This is a genomic window from Mariluticola halotolerans, assembly GCF_021611515.1.
In the GTDB taxonomy this organism is placed as follows: Bacteria; Pseudomonadota; Alphaproteobacteria; order Rhizobiales; family Devosiaceae; genus Mariluticola; species Mariluticola halotolerans.
The window spans coordinates 2330939-2347823 of record NZ_CP090960.1 but is presented as its reverse complement, the minus strand read 5'-3'; the positions used below and the strand labels follow the sequence as shown (position 1 = coordinate 2347823).

The window sequence follows — 16885 nt, the reverse complement described above, 5'->3', positions numbered from 1 at the left end:
GCAAATACCATCACTCAGATCGCGGCTGGAGATTCGAAATCTCGAGAATAACGCCCGTCTCGTCGATGGTACTTGGATGTTTTACCACATCATATCGCCAGCGCGCATCCGATTCCGTCATTTCCTCCACATGTTCCCGCCCTTTATGGAACAGGGCACGGGTTTTTGCCGACCAGATCGGGTGTGAAAAGCCAAACAGCTGGTCCAAAGAGGCCAGAGCACGGGCGGTTATCAGATCAACGGGGGATGTTTCACGTGAAACAAAACTGTCAATACGCTCGTCAACAACTTTCAGATTTAACCCCAGTTCTCGCGCCACAGCCCGCAGGAAGGCCACTTTACGGCTATTGGCCTCCACAAGGGTAAAACCAATATCTGCATCCTTGAACGCGATGGCGAGAGGTAATGCGGGAAAACCGCCCCCACTGCCAAGGTCGACGATCCGCTTGGTACCGGTCGGGACAAGGTCAACCAGCTGCAGGCTGTCAGCAATATGCCGGTCCCAGATCTGGTTCAGTGTTTCACGTGAAACCAGATTTTGTACTTTTTGCCATTTGACCAGCAGATCATGCAGGCGCACCAAATCCTGTGCCGCTGCTTCATTTGGGCGCGTCAAGGCGCAGCCGGCCATAGTGATTGCGTCAAGCGCTTGTTTTTGCATCTTAACTGGCCTTACGTGCCGGCGCACCGCGCCGGACAAAAGCCAGTATCAGGGTAATTGCAGCTGGGGTAACGCCTTCAAGCTTTTGGGCTTGCGCTATGCTCGCCGGGCGGGCGGCCTTGAGTTTTTGTCGCATTTCGCCGGACAGACCGGCCATCGCATCGTAATCAACCCAGTCCGGGATTTCCCGGTTCTCGTCGCGCTTCACCGCGTCAATATCCGCTTGCTGACGTTCGAGATAAACCGCGTAGCGCGCATCAATTGCCAATTGCTCGAATACTGACGGCGCAAGCGCCGAAAGATCCGGAAACAGCCGGATCAAATCATCAGCATCGACATCCGGGTAGGATAAAAGATCAAATGCCGAGCGTTTTACCCCATCGGCGTTGACCGACAGGCCCGCGGCCCGCGCCGCATTGGGCGATGCCTGCAAGCTCTTTAACTGCACCAGCCCCTTATCCAGCGCATCCTTGCGCATACGGAAGGCCTGCTGACGGACGTCGCCAACCAACCCGGTGGCAATACCCATCTCGGTCAAACGCTGGCCAGCATTGTCAGAACGCAAATGCAGCCGGAATTCGGCGCGTGATGTAAACATCCGATAAGGCTCAGTCACCCCGCGTGTGACCAGGTCATCAACCATAACCCCCAGATAGCTGTCGGTACGGGACATGACCATCGGCGCTGCGCCTTTGGCCTTTAACGCCGCATTGGCGCCCGCCAGCAACCCTTGCGCCCCGGCCTCTTCATAGCCAGTGGTGCCGTTAATCTGCCCGGCAAGATAAAGACCCGGCAAGGCTTTCATCTCCAGCGTATGCTGCAGCTCACGCGGATCGACGTGATCATATTCGATGGCATAACCGGGACGCACAATTTCGACATTCTCCAGCCCCGGCATGGAGCGCAGGAACGCCGCTTGCACATCGGCCGGCAGCGAGGTCGACAAACCATTTGGATAAATCAAATGATCGCTCAGGCTTTCCGGTTCCAGAAAAATCTGATGGCTGTCACGATCGGCAAAGCGCACGATCTTGTCCTCGATCGAGGGACAATAGCGCGGCCCCTTGCTCTGGATACGACCCGAATACATCGCCGACCGATGCAGATTATCGGCAATGATCTGATGGGTTTCCTTCAGGGTCCGGGTGATAAAACACGAAACCTGCGGCGTGGTAATCGCCTCGGTCAGCATCGAGAACGGTTCGGGCGGATTATCGCCAACCTGTTCTTCCAAAACGGAAAAATCGATTGTCCGACCGTCCAGCCGCGCCGGCGTGCCGGTTTTCAATCGCCCCAGCCGCAAGCCCAGGGCCTCAAGCCGCACTGAAAGACCCAGCACCGGCTTTTCCCCCACCCGCCCGGCGGGAATGGTTTCATCGCCCTGATGAATAAGGCCGCGCAGGAACGTGCCCGTGGTCAGCACAACCCCTTGGGTCGAGAATTTGCGCCCATCCAGCAAGGCCACCCCGGACACGACACCATCGGTAACGATCAGATCGTCAACTTCGCCTTCAATGATCTCAAGATGGGTTTGCGCTTGCAGCGCGGCCTGCATTGCCTCGCGGTAAAGCTTGCGGTCTGCCTGCGCCCGAGGTCCGCGCACCGCTGGGCCCTTCCGCCGGTTCAAAACCCGGAACTGAATACCGGCCGCATCGGCCACGCGGCCCATTAAACCGTCGAGCGCATCGATTTCGCGCACCAGATGGCCTTTACCGAGACCACCAATCGCAGGGTTGCAGCTCATTTCGCCGATTGTTGCAAACTTATGGGTGATCAATGCCGTAGGCACACCAAGGCGTGCAGATGCCGCCGCCGCCTCGCAGCCGGCATGGCCTCCACCTACAATAATAACCTCAAAATCACGCATGGCATTTCCCGTTTCCGGTTCCGTCTAATCGCTTGTTTCACGTGAATCAATGTTTTCCGTGGTCAAATCATGGCCCCGGTGTTTCACGTGAATCACTTGCCGATACAGAAATGGATGAACAAGCGGTCCAGAACCTGTTCCGGATCCAGCTTGCCGATCAGCCGCGCCAGCGCGTCACTGGCTTGCCGCAAAGCCTCAGCGGCGATCTCGGGCGCGGCCAGTTCAGCCCGCACCGCCCTTATGCGCAACAACGCCTCGTTCAAGGCGAGGCGGTCCCGCTCCCGGCTCACCAGCACAGTATCACCGGCACCTGTGTTCTCACCCGCCGCCTCACGGATGGCTGCAATAAGATCAGAAAGGCCTCTCTCGTCGATCACCGATACGACATGGTCAGGATCGGTGCCGTTGTCCAAACCAAGATCGGCCTTGGTCGCCACCCGCCATATCGGGCTGTCGGTAGGGCTATCATAGGGCATGCCATCATCATCAGGTGCCTGCAGCCATAGTACCAGGTCGGCACGCTTGATCTCGGCTTCCGCCCGGCGCACCCCCTCCGTCTCCGCCATACTGTCGCTTTCGCGCAAGCCCGCCATATCGACAAAAATCACCAGCTGACCATCAAGATCGAGCGGCACTTCGCGCACATCGCGGGTTGTGCCCGCCTCGTCACTGACAATTGCCAGATCGGATTTGGCCAAAGCGTTCAACAGGCTGGATTTACCCGCATTGGGCCGCCCGGCCAAAGCAACGCGAAACCCTTCGCGAATGATACGGCCGCGCTGCACATCGCCCAGAGCTTGCTCCAGCGCACCCTCGAGGTCCCCAAGGCTTTCAAACCATTCCGCTGGCAGATCATCGCTGACATCACCTTCATCGGAAAAATCTAGGCGCGCTTCGATTTCCGCTCGCAAATCCAGCATTTGCAGCCGCCAGATTTCCAGCTTTTCCGACAGCCCGCCGGTCATTCGCGCCAGCGCCTGCACGCGCTGGCCCTCGGTTTCAGCAATGATCAGATCGCCCAGGCCTTCAACCTCGGTCAGATCCAGCTTGCCGTGCTCAAACGCCCGTCGGGTGAATTCCCCCGCTTCCGCCAGACGCACACCCTCATGCGCACAAATGCCGCGCAACAGGGCGCGTACAATCGCCGGGGCACCATGCACCTGCAATTCAGCGCAATCTTCACCGGTAAAGCTGTGAGGGGATGGGAAAAAGGCAACAAGACCATGATCGAGCACTTCGGCATCGATCTGAATGGGCCGCAAGCTCAGTTTGCGCGGCGCAGGCAGGTCTCCCGCCAGCGCCATTATGACCAAACGCGTCGCCGGACCGGAAATCCGGATCACGGCAACGCCAGATGGCAGGCTCCCCGACGAGAGAGCGACGATTGTATCACCGTCGCGCATCGCCCGGCCTTCAGGTATTCATCGAATCGAAGAAATCGGAATTGGTTTTGGTCTGCTTGAGCTTGTCCAAAAGGAATTCCATGGCATCGATCGTGCCCATCGGGTTGAGAATACGCCGCAAGACATACATTTTCTTGAGCGTATCCGGATCGACCAGCAATTCTTCCTTGCGGGTACCGGACTTGGTGATGTCCATCGCCGGGAAGATGCGTTTGTCGGCAACCTTGCGATCGAGAATGATTTCCGAGTTACCGGTGCCCTTGAATTCTTCAAAGATCACTTCATCCATGCGGCTGCCGGTATCGATCAGCGCTGTCGAGATAATGGTCAGCGAACCGCCATCCTCGATATTCCGCGCCGCGCCGAAAAAACGCTTCGGACGTTGCAGCGCATTGGCATCGACACCACCGGTCAAAACCTTGCCAGAAGAGGGCACAACAGTGTTGTAGGCCCGGCCCAAACGCGTGATGGAATCAAGAAGGATCACCACATCACGTTTGTGCTCGACCAGGCGTTTCGCCTTCTCGATCACCATTTCCGCGACCTGAACGTGGCGCGAGGCAGGTTCGTCAAATGTCGAGGAAATCACCTCGCCCTTTACCGAACGCTGCATGTCGGTAACTTCTTCCGGCCGCTCATCGATCAACAGAACGATCAAATAGCATTCCGGATGATTGAGCGCGATCGACTGTGCGATATTCTGCAACAATACGGTTTTACCGGTTCTCGGCGGCGCAACGATCAGGGCGCGCTGGCCCTTGCCAAGCGGCGCAACCAGATCAAGTACCCGCGCACTGCGATCCTTGGTGGTTGGATCGGCAACTTCCAGACGCAAGCGCTCATCGGGATAAAGCGGCGTGAGATTGTCGAAATTGATCTTGTGACGGACCGCTTCAGGGTCTTCGAAATTGATCGTATTGACCTTGAGCAGCGCAAAATAGCGTTCGCCATCCTTGGGAGAGCGAATCTGACCCTCAACCGTATCGCCCGTACGCAGCGAAAACCGCCGGATCTGGGAGGGAGAGACATAGATATCATCGGGACCGGGCAGGTAGTTTGCATCCGGGGACCGCAAGAAGCCGAAACCATCCGAGAGGATTTCGACCACACCTTCACCAGTAATATCGACATCATTGGAGGCGAGTTGTTTCAAAATCGCAAACATCAATTCCTGCTTGCGCAGGGTAGAGGCGTTTTCAACTTCGAGTTGTTCTGCAAATGACAGCAATTCCGCTGGCGATTTGGCTTTAAGCTCACTGAGCTTCATATTCTGCATGTAAGGGCGCACCGTTTGGGCAACACTGAAAATGATTAGGAGAGATTCACCGCAGCCGATCAACATACCGGCCGAGCAGGCTTATGGGTGGGATGCACCTGCTTAAACTGAAATTACCGACAATTCAAGATTTGTGCGCAATTAAGTCCTTAGAAGGGCCGCACGATGACAAAAACAACAATTCCGATCATCAACAATGTCGGAATTTCGTTGATCATCCTGAAATAGCGCGACGTCTTGACGTTGGCATCGGCTTTGAACTGGCGCAAATAACGCCCAAGCAAACCATGATATCCGGATAATATCAGCACAAATATAGCCTTGGCCCAGACCCAGCCCCAACCCGCAGACCAATCCCAGCTCACAGCGCCAAAACCAATCACAAGGATGAGCCCGAACAACCAGCTGGCGATCATGGCCGGCGTCATGATCCCGCGATAAAGCCGCCGTTCCATGATCTTGAAGGTTTCAGACTGCTCGGAACCCGCCGCCACACCGGCATGATAGACAAACAGCCGCGGCAGATACAAAAGCCCGGCCATCCAGGCAATCACCGATATCACATGCAATGCCTTGAACCAGAGCATGGCCTAGCCCTTTTTAACGATATCAACCAGTCGCGCCACATGCTCGATTGGTGTTTGTGGGATAATACCATGCCCGAGATTGAAAACATGCGGCCGGCCGGAAAACCCCTCGATGATCTCGCGGGCCCGCATTTCCATCTGCACCCCGCCTGCGGCCAGCCTGAGCGGATCAAGATTGCCCTGCACCCCAAGCCCGGCGGGCAATTCCTGATGCGCGAAGCCGACCGGCATCGAATAATCAAGCCCGAGCATATTCACCTGCGTTTCCGCCGCATAACGCGAAACCATTGCCGCCGCGCCCCGGGGAAAACCAATAATCGGCGCATTCGGCACCCGTGCCCGCACCCCATCGACAACCCGCTTGTTCGGGGCGATCACATGATTGGCAAAGGAAATCTCGTCAAGATTGAGGGCCCAGCTTTCAAAAATCTGCACCACGTCAACGCCGGCTTCAAACTGGGCCACCAGATAATCAATGCTGGCCTCGACCAGAATATCAATCAGCGCCCGGAACGCATCCGGTTCGCGCAAGGCAAACAAACGCGCCGCGGCCTGATCCGGCGACCCCTTGCCGCCAATCATATAGGTCGCCACGGTCCAGGGGGCCCCACAGAAGCCGATAAGTGTCTTGTCAGCGGGCAGCGCTGCCCGAACATTGGCTACCGTCTCCAGCACAGGCTGTAAATGGCTCAAAACCTGTCTTGGGTTGAGCATCGATACATGCCCTTTTGACAAGGGATCCAGAATTGGCCCCTCACCTTTTTCAAAAGCCACTTTCTGGCCCAGCGCATCCGGAATAACGAGAATATCGGAAAAAAGGATAGCAGCATCCAGATCAAACCGGCGCAAAGGCTGAAGGGTCACCTCGGTTGCCAGTTTGGGTGTGTAACAAACATCCAGAAATCCATCTGCCGCTGCCCGCAGTTCGCGGTATTCAGGCAAATAGCGGCCGGCCTGTCGCATGATCCAGATGGGGGGTCTGGCCTGAGCCTTACCGAGAACGGTTTCGAGCAGAATCTTTGGGGTCGCGGTCAAGGCAGGCTCCGGTGCTATTAAAGAGTCTTCATAGATTCTTAATTATCTTTATAGCGGTGTTTTGCATGAATTCAGCTTTGCCCACAACCGGCCGGGCCAGAGCCATCTTGTCTCACCCGTCAGAAACACCTCCCTGGGGAAACGTCGTGGCGGCCAAATCTTAACAATTCCTTTTTTTGGATGGTAAACAAAGCATTAACAATTTCCTTAACCGGCATAATTGGTGAAAGCCGCCGGGGAAAACCTGCCGGATTCGCATGCGGCAAAAATCGCGTTATCCCCGTTATTCCCATAGCCGCCTTGCAGGAACCCTCTCGGGCAAACCTGTGGACGAAATTAAGCATTGTGTGTGTAAGTCGCCCTGTTTGATTCGAACCGGTTTTGCCCATACGTGCCCATGCCGCCCTGTTGATAAAACCACGGATAACCTTCGGTCCATGTTGATCCTTGCCTCCACCAGTTCTGCCCGCCGACAGCTCTTAACCCAAGCAGGACTGGGCTTTTCAGTGTATCCGGCAGAGATTGATGAGCGGGCAGTGACTGCCGGGATCGCCGGGGATGAAGGGGAAATTGCCCGGTATCTGGCCGGTGCAAAAGCTGAGGCGGTATCGCGCCAGTTTCCGCGCGCTTTCGTGATTGGCGCCGATCAGACCCTGGCCCTTGATGGTGCAGCTTTCCACAAGCCGGCAAACCTTGCTGGCGCGCAGCAGCAATTATCCAGGTTACGTGGCCGGACCCATCAGCTCTTCGCCGGGGTCGCCCTTGCCAGAGCGGGCCGGGTCATATGGGATCATCTCGCCACCGCCGCTCTGACCATGCGCGATTTCACTGATGAAGAGCGGGACCGTGTTCTCGCCCTTGAGGGGGAAGAAATTCTGTCCTCTGTCGGTTCCTATCGGCTCGAAGGCCCCTCGGTGCAGCTTTTTGAGCGGATCGAGGGCGACTATTTCACCATTTTGGGCTTGCCTTTGCTGCCATTGCTTGCTGGCTTGCGCCAGCACGCCCCTGACCTTTTCGAAAAGACATCATGATCAAAGCATTCGTTATCGGCCATCCCATCGCCCATTCGCGCTCGCCGCTTGTCCACAATCACTGGCTGCAAACCCTTGATATCGCCGGGAGCTATAATTCGGTTGATGTGGCGCCCGATGCCCTGCCGGGTTTCATTAACGCCATGCGCGCGGGCGCCTATATCGGCGGCAATGTCACCATACCGCATAAGCAGGCCGTATTTGCGCTTTGCGATGTGCTCGCGGATGACGCCAAAATCATAGGCGCGGTAAACACATTGGTCATGCGCGCGGGCAAACTGCACGGCAGCAATACCGATCTGGCCGGTTTTCTGGGCAATCTGGATCAGAAAGCCCCCGGCTGGGACGCGCGCGGCGACACAGCGATTGTGCTGGGCGCAGGTGGCGCGGCACGGGCGGTATTGGTGGGGCTGGCCCGACGCGGCTTTAAAAACATCCATATTCTCAACCGCACCGAAGCAACGGCAAAAGAGCTGGCAGAAGAATTGCCCGGTCCCTTTATCGGCGCAGGCCTGTCCGCCTTTGCCAGCCTCGCCCCCAAAGCGACGCTGGTGGTCAATACCAGTGCGATCGGCATGCACGGCAGCCGGTTTGACGATCTTGATCTAGGCCTGTTGCCCAAAACGGCTCTGGTCACAGATATTGTTTATACCCCATTGGAAACCCCGCTTCTGGCTGACGCCAGCGCCCTCGGGCTTGATACGGTGGATGGTCTTGGCATGCTGTTGCATCAGGCGGTGCCGGGTTTTGAAGCCTGGTTCGGCAAACGGCCGGAGGTAAGCCCGGATCTGCGGGCGCTGGCCGAGCAAAGCCTTGGAGAACAATGATGTTCGCGCTCGGGCTGACCGGTTCTATTGCGACAGGTAAATCAACGGTTCTCGCCTTGTTCAAGGATCAGGGTATCCCGGTCTATTCCGCCGATGATGCGGTTCACGCGCTTTATCAGGGAGAAGCTGTCACCCCTGTTGAAGCCCTTTTTCCCGGCGTTGCCGAGAATGGCGTGATCAACCGGCAGAAGCTGGCCGGAGCGCTGATTGCAGCGCCGGACCGTATCGGAGAGCTTGAAGCCGTGGTGCATCCGCTGGTGCACCAGAAAATGCAGCAGTTTCTGGATGATACAGCCGCTGACGGCGCGGATTTGGCGGTGCTGGAAATCCCGCTTCTGTTTGAAACCGGCAAGGACTATCCCGTGGATGCCGTGGCGGTGACCGCCTGTTCGGATGCCGAACAGCGCCGCCGCGCGCTGGCGCGGCCGGGGATGAGCGTGGAAAAGCTCGAAACGATTCTTGCGCGCCAGATGCCACAGGCCGAAAAGAAGAGACGGGCCGGCTTTGTTATCAATACCGATGTGCCCCTGCCCGATACCCGTGCTGAAGTGATTGAAATCATTGAAAAATGCCGGGGCACTGCGTCCAGTAAAGATTGAAACAAGACACTTCCATAGAAACGGTTAAAACCCCCAGATGACCCGTGAAATCGTCCTCGACACCGAAACCACCGGCCTCAGCCCCGCCAGCGGTGACCGCATTGTCGAAATCGGTTGTGTCGAACTGATCAATCACGTGCCGACCGGCAAGCATCATCACGTTTATCTTGATCCCCAGCGCCCCATGCCCGAAGAGGCGTTTCGCGTCCACGGTCTTTCTGACGAGTTTCTGGCAGGCAAACCGCTTTTTGCCGATGCGGCGCAGGATTTTCTGGATTTCATTGGCGAGGGGACGCTGGTCATTCACAATGCGCCATTTGATATGGGGTTTCTCAATGCCGAATTGAAGCGCATTGACCGGCCGGCCCTGACCAATGAGGTGATCGACACCGTGCAGGTGGCCCGCAAGGTCTATCCCGGCGCGCGGGTCAGCCTGGATGCCCTTTGCAAGCATTATGGTATCGATAATTCCAAACGCACCCTGCATGGCGCGCTGCTCGACAGTGAAATTCTGGCGGAAGTTTATCTGGAACTGATCGGCGGGCGGCAGGTCGCGCTGGCCTTGTCGGCAGAGGCGCAAAATCAGGCCGCCGGTGTCACCCCGGAAATCGACAGGACCCCGCGTGCGCCCCGCCCCACCCCGTTACCATCCCGGCTGAGCGATGCGGCAAAAGCCGCCCATGCGGAACTGATCGCCGATATCGGCGCGGATGCGCTCTGGCATCAGTATCAAAAATAAAGAACGGCAGTTTTGCCTGGCCCTTGGGTGCTAGTTGAACTCTTCCCCGGGATAAACACCCCAGAGATCGGTCTGCGCCACATAGCCGGTATAGCTGCGGGGCCGGCCTTCGGCTGGGTTGGTTTCAGCTTTCACAGCACACCACAGATCCCGGCAATTATCGATTTCCACCAGATAATGCGGGGTAAGCCAGGCGCGCACGCCCGCGTTCTCGGATTGCTGGGCCCGCAAGGCCACCTGCCCGCTTTCCCGCCAGGGTGTAATCAGCCCGGTGCGGCGGCCGGATAAAAGATTCTGGTGAATCCAGCCCTCTTCCCCGTCCACATCGCGGATTTTGCGCCAGGTATCGAATTCATTGATGATTTCCACCGGCTGGCCGGATTTCACATAGACCCAGGAGATGTCATAGCGCGTGCCCGGCCCCACCCGCACATTGATCGGTTCGGAACGGGTACTGGCAAAGCGCGGCAGCGGCAGGCCTGAGGGATTGCTGGCCGACTGGGCGGCAACCGGCGCAGCGAAGCCGAACACAAGCGTTACAAACACAACCAGCCGCAGGGCTTGCCCCAACCGGGTAAGGCCGTTACGAAACAGGGCGGAGAATGACAGGCGGAACGCGGGCTGAATGGCAAACATGGCTTTGCAAGAGGTGCAGTTTTTCTTCACAATGGAGCATAGACCTTAATGGTCACTGAAAGGCTTTTCATGGATAGACCCGGCAAGAGCATTTTCCTGGTCAGTGCTTGGTATAGCGCACCGGGTTTTGCGCGGGATTGTGGCCAATGAGCACATCGACTGCCAGAATTTTTGTCACCCGCCGCCTGCCCGCGCCCGTTGAACAGCGCATGCAGGCGCTGTTCGATGTCACTCTGAGCCCGGACGACAAACGCCTCGAAGCGGACGCGCTGATTGCTGCCGCCGCCGGGCATGATGTTCTGGTCTCTACCATTACCGATATCATCGATGCCGAGGTGATCGCCCGCCTGCCGCAAAGCGTGCGCCTGATCGCACAGTTCGGCAATGGTATCGACAATATTGACGTTAACGCCGCCCATCAACGCGGCGTTGCCGTCACCAATACCCCAAGTGTTCTGACCGAAGATACAGCCGACATGGCCATGGCCCTTATTCTCTCCGTGCCGCGCCGCCTGCCTGAGGGGGCGACTGTGATCCCGCGCGATGGCACCTGGCCGGGCTGGTCACCCACCTGGATGCTGGGCCGCAGACTGGGCGGCAAGGCGCTGGGGATTGTCGGCATGGGCCGCATCGGCACGGCTGTGGCGCGCCGGGCAAAGGCGTTTGGCTTGTCCATCCATTATTATTCGCGCAGCCGGCGGCCGCCCCAGATCGAGGAACCGCTCGAAGCCGCCTATTGGCCGGATCTCGACAAGATGCTCGAACATGTCGACATTGTTTCGCTGCACACCCCTCATACCCGCGACACCTATAATCTGATGAATGAGGACCGGCTGAAGCGGATGAAGCGCGATGCGTTTCTGGTCAATGTTTCCCGGCCTGAATTGATCGACGAGAATGCGCTGGCCAGCCTGATTGAAAGCGGCGAATTGAGCGGCGCCGGTCTTGATGTGGTCAATAACCGCCGCCACATCAATCCGCGCCTGTTGGCGCTGGCACGCGACAACCGCATTGTGCTCACCCCGCATATGGCCTCGTCCACGCTTGAGGGCCGGGTGGAAATGGGCGAGACAGTGATCGTCAATATCCGGGTTTTTCTCGATGGCCATAACCCGCCGCACCGGGTCTTGCCTGAAAGTGGCACCCGCTAGCCTGCCCGGCAGGTTGTCGCCCGCGCCAGCAGCACCGCCTGATCCGCCTGATTCGGGGCCAATCGGGCAGCCTGCTCATAGGCGTCAGCTGCCTCAGGCAGCCGTCCGAGCTTTTCCAGAAGATCGGCCCGCACCGCTGGCAGAAAGTGATAGTTTGTAAGGGCTTCTTCCCCCACAAGCCTGTCCGCATGTGCCAGCCCCACCGCGGGGCCAAAAGCCATGCCGACAGCCACGGCGTGATTAAGGGCGACAACAGGGCTGGGCATGATAACCATGAGCCGGACATAAAGCGCAGCGATCCGCCCCCAGTCCGTCGCCTCAGCGCTTATCGCCCGGGCATGGCAGGCGGCAATCTCGGCCTGAAGCTGGTAAGGACCGGGCGATCCGGTCAGGCTTTGCGCCCGGGCCAGTGCCTCCAGCCCGCGCCTGATCAGCAACCGGTCCCAACGGGCCCTGTCCTGATCGGCCAGCAAAATGGCCGCACCCGCCGCGTCACGTCGGGCTGCAAACCGCGAGGCTTGAATTTCCATCAGACTCAAAAGGCCAAACACTTCAGGCGCGTCGGAGACCAGTTCCGCCAGAATCCGTCCCAGCCGCATCGCTTCATTGCATAATTGCGGCCGGAGAACATCTTCTCCTGAACTGGCGGCATAACCTTCGTTGAAAATCAGATAGATGACCTGCAATACCGCCGCGAGCCGGGGATGCCGCGCGGCGCCATGGGGCACGTCAAAACTGTAGTCGCCATCGCGTAAAGTTTTCTTGGCGCGGGTAATGCGCTGGGCGATTGTGGTTTCGGGTACGAGAAAGGCCCGGGCAATTTCCGCGGTCGTCAGCCCGCCCATGATGCGCAACGTCAACGCTGTGCGGGCCTCTTGCCCCAGATCCGGGTGACAGGCGGCAAAAATCAGCGCCAGCCGGTCGTCGCCAATATCATCGTCAAGCGTCGCCTCGAGCAATTGCACGGACACATCCTCGCGCGCATCCAGTTCCTGTGCCAGCTCGGCATTTTTGTCGCGCATCATCCGGCTGCGGCGGAACCGGTCTATCGCCCGGCGCTTGGCCGTGGTCATCAGCCAGGCCCCGGCATTGTCCGGCACGCCTTCGCGCGGCCATTGTTCCAGTGCCGCCACCAGCGCATCCTGCGCCAGCTCTTCGGCCAGTCCGAGATCACGCACAATACGGGTCAGCCCGCCAATGATTTTGGCGGATTCTATGCGCCAGAGCGCGGCAATGGTTTGGTTTATATCGGTCATGGCCGTAGCTGTAATCTGGTTACAGCCACGGCCATGACAAAGCGCAGCGCCAACGACATAGGGTCAGCTCTTGGCCATCTGCTCGGCGACCTTGTGGTGCTGGTCGACCCCTTCGCCCGCTTCGAAATCTTCGATTTCAAACAGCTGGCGGATTTCAATCTGCCCATCGACATCAGAGTCACTGGGGCAGCGCCTGGCCCATTCCACCGCCTCGGCAAGGGATTTGCATTCCCAGATCCAGAAACCGGCAATCAACTCCTTGGTTTCGGCAAACGGCCCGTCGGTAACCATGGTCTTGCCGCCGCTGAACGCGACGCGGGCGCCCTTGGCGCTTGATTGCAATCCCGCCCCGTCGAGCATCACCCCGGCCTTGACCAGTTCTTCATTGTATTTGCCCATGGCCAGCAGCAGCTCGTTCGAGGGCATGACCCCGGCTTCTGTCTCGGGCGTGGCCTTGATAATCGCCATGAAACGCATGTTTTTCTCCTTATCGTAAAATTGTCGATATTCTGACGGGTTCAGGCTTCATAGGGGCGGATTTCGATCTCGATATCTGCAACGCCCCCCGCAATATGCACCTCGAGAAATTCACGCCCGACTTGCCGGGCCGCCGCCTCATCGGCAACCTCGACAATGGCAAAGCCACTGACCAAACCCTCTGTCAAAGCAAAGGGGCCGTCCGTGACGCTGATCTGACCATCCCGCAGGTGCATCCGGGACCCTGCTCGTGTCGGCTGCAGCCCGGCACCATCGATAAATATGCCCTGTTCAATGCTTTTGCCGACATAATCGCCCATCAGCGCCTGCAAAGAATTAGAAGCCTGCGCGCCCGCTTCATAGTCTGCGGTCGCCTTGACCATCATCAAATAACGCATTGTCATTCTCCTTGCCTGTTTGCGGGTGGGGCGGTCCCGATGACCTTTCTCTCCCGCTGATACTGACACGTCGAACCGCTATCCGCCGATACGACATCGGCACAAAAATAATTTCGGGGTTTGGCCAAAAAAAAGCCCGGACAAACGTCCGGGCCTTTTACAATTTGATCGGGAAAGCGCGATTTAGTCGTCGCCACCCTCGTTTTCGATCTCTTCGCCAGTTTCCTGATTGACGACTTTCATCGACAACCGGACCTTGCCACGATCGTCAAAGCCGAGGAGCTTGACCCAGACCTTGTCGCCTTCCTTGACGACATCGGTGGTCTTGCCAACGCGCTCGGAAGCCAGCTGGGAAATGTGCACAAGGCCATCCCGGGGACCGAAGAAGTTCACGAACGCGCCGAAATCGGCGGTCTTGACCACGGTGCCCTGATAGATGACGCCCACTTCAGGCTCGTCAGTGATCGACTTGATCCACTTGATGGCTGCATCAATGGCCTTGCCATCGGAAGAGGCGATCTTGATCGTGCCGTCGTCTTCGATATTCACCTTGGCGCCGGTCTTTTCCACGATTTCGCGGATGACCTTGCCACCAGTACCGATGACTTCACGGATCTTGTCGGTCGGGATCTTCATGGTCTCGATGCGCGGGGCGAATTCGCCAACCTCGTCACGGGCCGTATCGAGCGCCTTGGACATTTCGCCAAGGATATGCTCACGGCCGCCCTTGGCCTGGCCAAGCGCCTTTTGCATGATCTCTTCGGTGATACCGGCAATCTTGATGTCCATCTGCAGCGAGGTAATACCCTCAGCAGTACCGGCCACCTTGAAATCCATGTCGCCGAGGTGATCTTCGTCGCCCAGAATATCGGACAGAACCGCGAACTTCTCGCCTTCAAGGATCAGGCCCATGGCGATACCGGCAACAGGTGCCTTCATCGGCACACCGGCATCCATCAGCGCCAGCGAGGTGCCGCAGACGGTTGCCATCGAGGAGGAACCGTTCGACTCGGTGATTTCCGAGACGATACGCAGCGTATAGGGGAATTCCTCAGCCGAGGGACGGACCGGGTTGATTGCGCGCCAGGCGAGCTTGCCATGGCCGGTTTCACGCCGGGAAGTAAAGCCGACACGACCCGCTTCACCGACCGAATAGGGCGGGAAGTTGTAATGCAGCAGGAAGTTCTGCTTGTAGGTGCCCTCAAGGCTGTCGACATATTGCTCGTCGTCGCCCGTACCAAGGGTTGCCACAACCAGCGCCTGGGTTTCACCACGGGTGAACACGGCGGAACCATGGGTGCGCGGCAACAGGCCGACTTCGGCAACAATCGGGCGCACAGTGGTCAGGTCACGGCCATCAATACGGGTGCCGGTGTCCAGAATATCCCAACGCACGATCTTGGCCTGCAGGGACTTGAAGACAGAACCGATCTGTTCAGGCGTCCAGGCAGCCTCTTCGCCTTCAGCCGGGGTGAAATGCTCTTTCACCTTTGCTTTTGCTGCATCAAGCGCAACATAGCGTTCGGCCTTGTCGGTGATCTTGTAGGCGGCGCGGATATCGGCATCCACCAGCTTGAGCATTTCGCCTTCAAGGGCGCTCAGGTCTTCGGGAACGAATTCGCGCGGTTCCTTGGCGGCCAGTTCGGCCAGCTGGATGATCGCATCGATAACCTTGGCGCTTTCGGCATGGCCGAACATCACGGCACCAAGCATCACTTCTTCGCTCAGTTCCTTGGCTTCCGATTCAACCATCAAGACGGCGTCGGTCGTGCCGGCCATGACCAGATCAAGCTTTGAATCCGAACGGCGGTCGATCGGGGTATTGAGCACATATTCGCCATCGATATAGCCAACGCGTGCCGCACCGATCGGGCCCATGAAGGGCACGCCGGAAATGGTCAGCGCCGCAGAGGTCGCGATCATCGCCAATACGTCAGGCTCGTTCTCGAGGTCATGCTGCAGCACGGTGACGATGACCTGGGTCTCGTTCTTGTAACCGGCGGGGAACAGCGGGCGGATCGGGCGGTCAATCAGGCGGCAGATCAGCGTTTCAGCTTCTGTCGGGCGGCCTTCGCGCTTGAAATAGCCACCGGGGATCTTGCCGGCAGCAAAGGCCTTTTCCTGGTAATTCACAGTCAGCGGGAAGAAATCAACGCCCGCTTTCGGGGTCTTGGCGCTGACAACGGTCGCCAGAACGACGGTCTCGCCAAGGGTTGCCAGCACAGCACCGTCAGCCTGACGGGCAATCTTGCCGGTTTCAAGGGTCAGCGGCTGGCCGCCCCAGTTCATTTCTACCTTGTGGTGTTCAAACATATACGTCTTTTCCATTCATCAATTGGAACGCCCCTTTGGGTGCCCCAGATGTACCCGGTCGCCAAACACCCCATGTGCATGGCCTTTGCGGGTACCGGTTTCGGCCCTCGGGCGAAACGTGGACAAGACGGCAAGCTATTCCTGAAACATTTTTGCGCCTGCGGCAGACCCTGCCGGATAACGCCTGGCGATAGCCAGTTTCAAAAACAGCCAACGATCCTGCCACGCCTCACTTGAGGCCAGCTGGCAGAGTGTTTGCAAAACATTCTGCCGGATATGGACAAGGCGCGGGCTGAGCCGCGCCTTGTCGACATTATTGCGCTTTAGCGGCGCAGACCGAGCCGTTCAATCAGGCCCCGGTAGCGCGCTTCGTCATTGCGCTTGACATAATCAAGCAGACGACGGCGCTGGCTGACCATTTTCAACAGGCCACGGCGCGAATGATTATCCTTGCCATGGGTCTTGAAGTGATCAGTCAGATTGGCAATGCGCTCGGAAAGAACGGCAACCTGGACTTCCGGTGAACCGGTATCGTCCTTCTTGGTGGCATATTCCTTGATGAGTTCAGCTTTGCGTTCAGCAGTAATCGACATCATGAAATCCTTTCGATTTGGAGGATTGGGTCGCCC

General features: G+C 57.9%; 17 protein-coding genes. 5 read left to right on the top strand and 12 right to left on the bottom strand.

Annotated elements, in window-relative coordinates:
* Positions 1 to 10: 10 nt before the first annotated feature.
* From rsmG to hemE, 6 genes are all read right to left on the bottom strand, one after another.
* Positions 11 to 700: a 16S rRNA (guanine(527)-N(7))-methyltransferase RsmG gene (gene rsmG / locus L1P08_RS11190; protein ID WP_303617096.1), complete on the bottom strand. Its 690-nt coding sequence runs from the start codon at positions 698 to 700 to the stop codon at positions 11 to 13.
* Positions 663 to 2528 carry a tRNA uridine-5-carboxymethylaminomethyl(34) synthesis enzyme MnmG gene (gene mnmG / locus L1P08_RS11185; protein ID WP_303617095.1) on the bottom strand — a complete coding sequence of 622 codons (1866 nt, stop codon included), beginning with the start codon at positions 2526 to 2528 and terminating at the stop codon, positions 663 to 665. The genes rsmG and mnmG overlap by 38 nt, the downstream gene beginning before the upstream one ends.
* A 92-nt stretch (positions 2529 to 2620) precedes the next feature.
* Positions 2621 to 3931 (bottom strand): tRNA uridine-5-carboxymethylaminomethyl(34) synthesis GTPase MnmE, encoded by a 1311-nt coding sequence (gene mnmE / locus L1P08_RS11180; protein ID WP_303617094.1) that lies wholly within the window; start codon positions 3929 to 3931, stop codon positions 2621 to 2623.
* Between the two features lie 10 nt (positions 3932 to 3941).
* Positions 3942 to 5207, bottom strand: a complete 1266-nt coding sequence (gene rho, locus L1P08_RS11175; RefSeq protein WP_303617093.1) for a transcription termination factor Rho — start codon at positions 5205 to 5207, stop codon at positions 3942 to 3944.
* A gap of 149 nt (positions 5208 to 5356) precedes the next feature.
* Positions 5357 to 5794 carry a protoporphyrinogen oxidase HemJ gene (gene hemJ, locus L1P08_RS11170; RefSeq protein ID WP_303617092.1) on the bottom strand — a complete coding sequence of 146 codons (438 nt, stop codon included), beginning with the start codon at positions 5792 to 5794 and terminating at the stop codon, positions 5357 to 5359.
* Between the two features lie 3 nt (positions 5795 to 5797).
* Positions 5798 to 6829: a uroporphyrinogen decarboxylase gene (hemE, locus tag L1P08_RS11165; RefSeq protein ID WP_303617091.1), complete on the bottom strand. Its 1032-nt coding sequence runs from the start codon at positions 6827 to 6829 to the stop codon at positions 5798 to 5800.
* A gap of 437 nt (positions 6830 to 7266) precedes the next feature.
* Here hemE and L1P08_RS11160 point away from each other — a divergent pair, with 437 nt between their 5' ends.
* From L1P08_RS11160 to dnaQ, 4 genes are read left to right on the top strand one after another with little or no spacing between them, the layout of a single operon-like run.
* Entirely contained in the window at positions 7267 to 7860 is a 594-nt protein-coding gene (locus L1P08_RS11160; RefSeq protein ID WP_303617090.1) for a Maf family protein, read from the top strand.
* Positions 7857 to 8687 carry a shikimate dehydrogenase gene (locus L1P08_RS11155; protein ID WP_303617089.1) on the top strand — a complete coding sequence of 277 codons (831 nt, stop codon included), beginning with the start codon at positions 7857 to 7859 and terminating at the stop codon, positions 8685 to 8687. The genes L1P08_RS11160 and L1P08_RS11155 overlap by 4 nt, the downstream gene beginning before the upstream one ends.
* Positions 8687 to 9286 (top strand): dephospho-CoA kinase, encoded by a 600-nt coding sequence (gene coaE / locus L1P08_RS11150; protein WP_438268461.1) that lies wholly within the window; start codon positions 8687 to 8689, stop codon positions 9284 to 9286. The genes L1P08_RS11155 and coaE overlap by 1 nt, the downstream gene beginning before the upstream one ends.
* Before the next feature lie 37 nt (positions 9287 to 9323).
* The gene (gene dnaQ / locus L1P08_RS11145) at positions 9324 to 10025 is read left to right on the top strand and encodes a DNA polymerase III subunit epsilon (protein ID WP_303617087.1); all 702 of its coding nucleotides are present in this window, start codon (positions 9324 to 9326) and stop codon (positions 10023 to 10025) included.
* A 30-nt stretch (positions 10026 to 10055) separates the two neighbouring features.
* On the opposite strand, the gene L1P08_RS11140 is transcribed toward dnaQ, so the two are convergent.
* Positions 10056 to 10661 (bottom strand): SH3 domain-containing protein, encoded by a 606-nt coding sequence (locus tag L1P08_RS11140; protein ID WP_303617086.1) that lies wholly within the window; start codon positions 10659 to 10661, stop codon positions 10056 to 10058.
* Between the two features lie 146 nt (positions 10662 to 10807).
* Between L1P08_RS11140 and L1P08_RS11135 the strand changes: the two genes are divergently transcribed.
* Entirely contained in the window at positions 10808 to 11812 is a 1005-nt protein-coding gene (locus L1P08_RS11135; protein WP_303617085.1) for a 2-hydroxyacid dehydrogenase, read from the top strand.
* On the opposite strand, the gene L1P08_RS11130 is transcribed toward L1P08_RS11135, so the two are convergent.
* The 5 genes from L1P08_RS11130 to rpsO all read right to left on the bottom strand — a co-directional run bounded on the left by L1P08_RS11130 (position 11809) and on the right by rpsO (position 16849).
* On the bottom strand, positions 11809 to 13068 hold the full coding sequence (locus L1P08_RS11130; protein WP_303617084.1) for an RNA polymerase sigma factor: 1260 nt from the start codon (positions 13066 to 13068) through the stop codon (positions 11809 to 11811). The two genes, L1P08_RS11135 and L1P08_RS11130, sit on opposite strands and share 4 nt — an antisense overlap.
* Positions 13069 to 13131: 63 nt before the next feature.
* Positions 13132 to 13545, bottom strand: a complete 414-nt coding sequence (locus tag L1P08_RS11125) for a YciI family protein (protein WP_303617083.1) — start codon at positions 13543 to 13545, stop codon at positions 13132 to 13134.
* A 41-nt stretch (positions 13546 to 13586) separates the two neighbouring features.
* The gene (locus L1P08_RS11120; protein ID WP_303617082.1) at positions 13587 to 13943 is read right to left on the bottom strand and encodes a YciI family protein; all 357 of its coding nucleotides are present in this window, start codon (positions 13941 to 13943) and stop codon (positions 13587 to 13589) included.
* 183 nt (positions 13944 to 14126) lie between these two features.
* Complete coding sequence (gene pnp, locus L1P08_RS11115) at positions 14127 to 16256, bottom strand: polyribonucleotide nucleotidyltransferase (protein WP_303617081.1); 2130 nt, start codon at positions 16254 to 16256, stop codon at positions 14127 to 14129.
* A gap of 323 nt (positions 16257 to 16579) precedes the next feature.
* Entirely contained in the window at positions 16580 to 16849 is a 270-nt protein-coding gene (gene rpsO / locus L1P08_RS11110; RefSeq protein ID WP_303617080.1) for a 30S ribosomal protein S15, read from the bottom strand.
* Between the last annotated feature and the right edge of the window lie 36 nt (positions 16850 to 16885).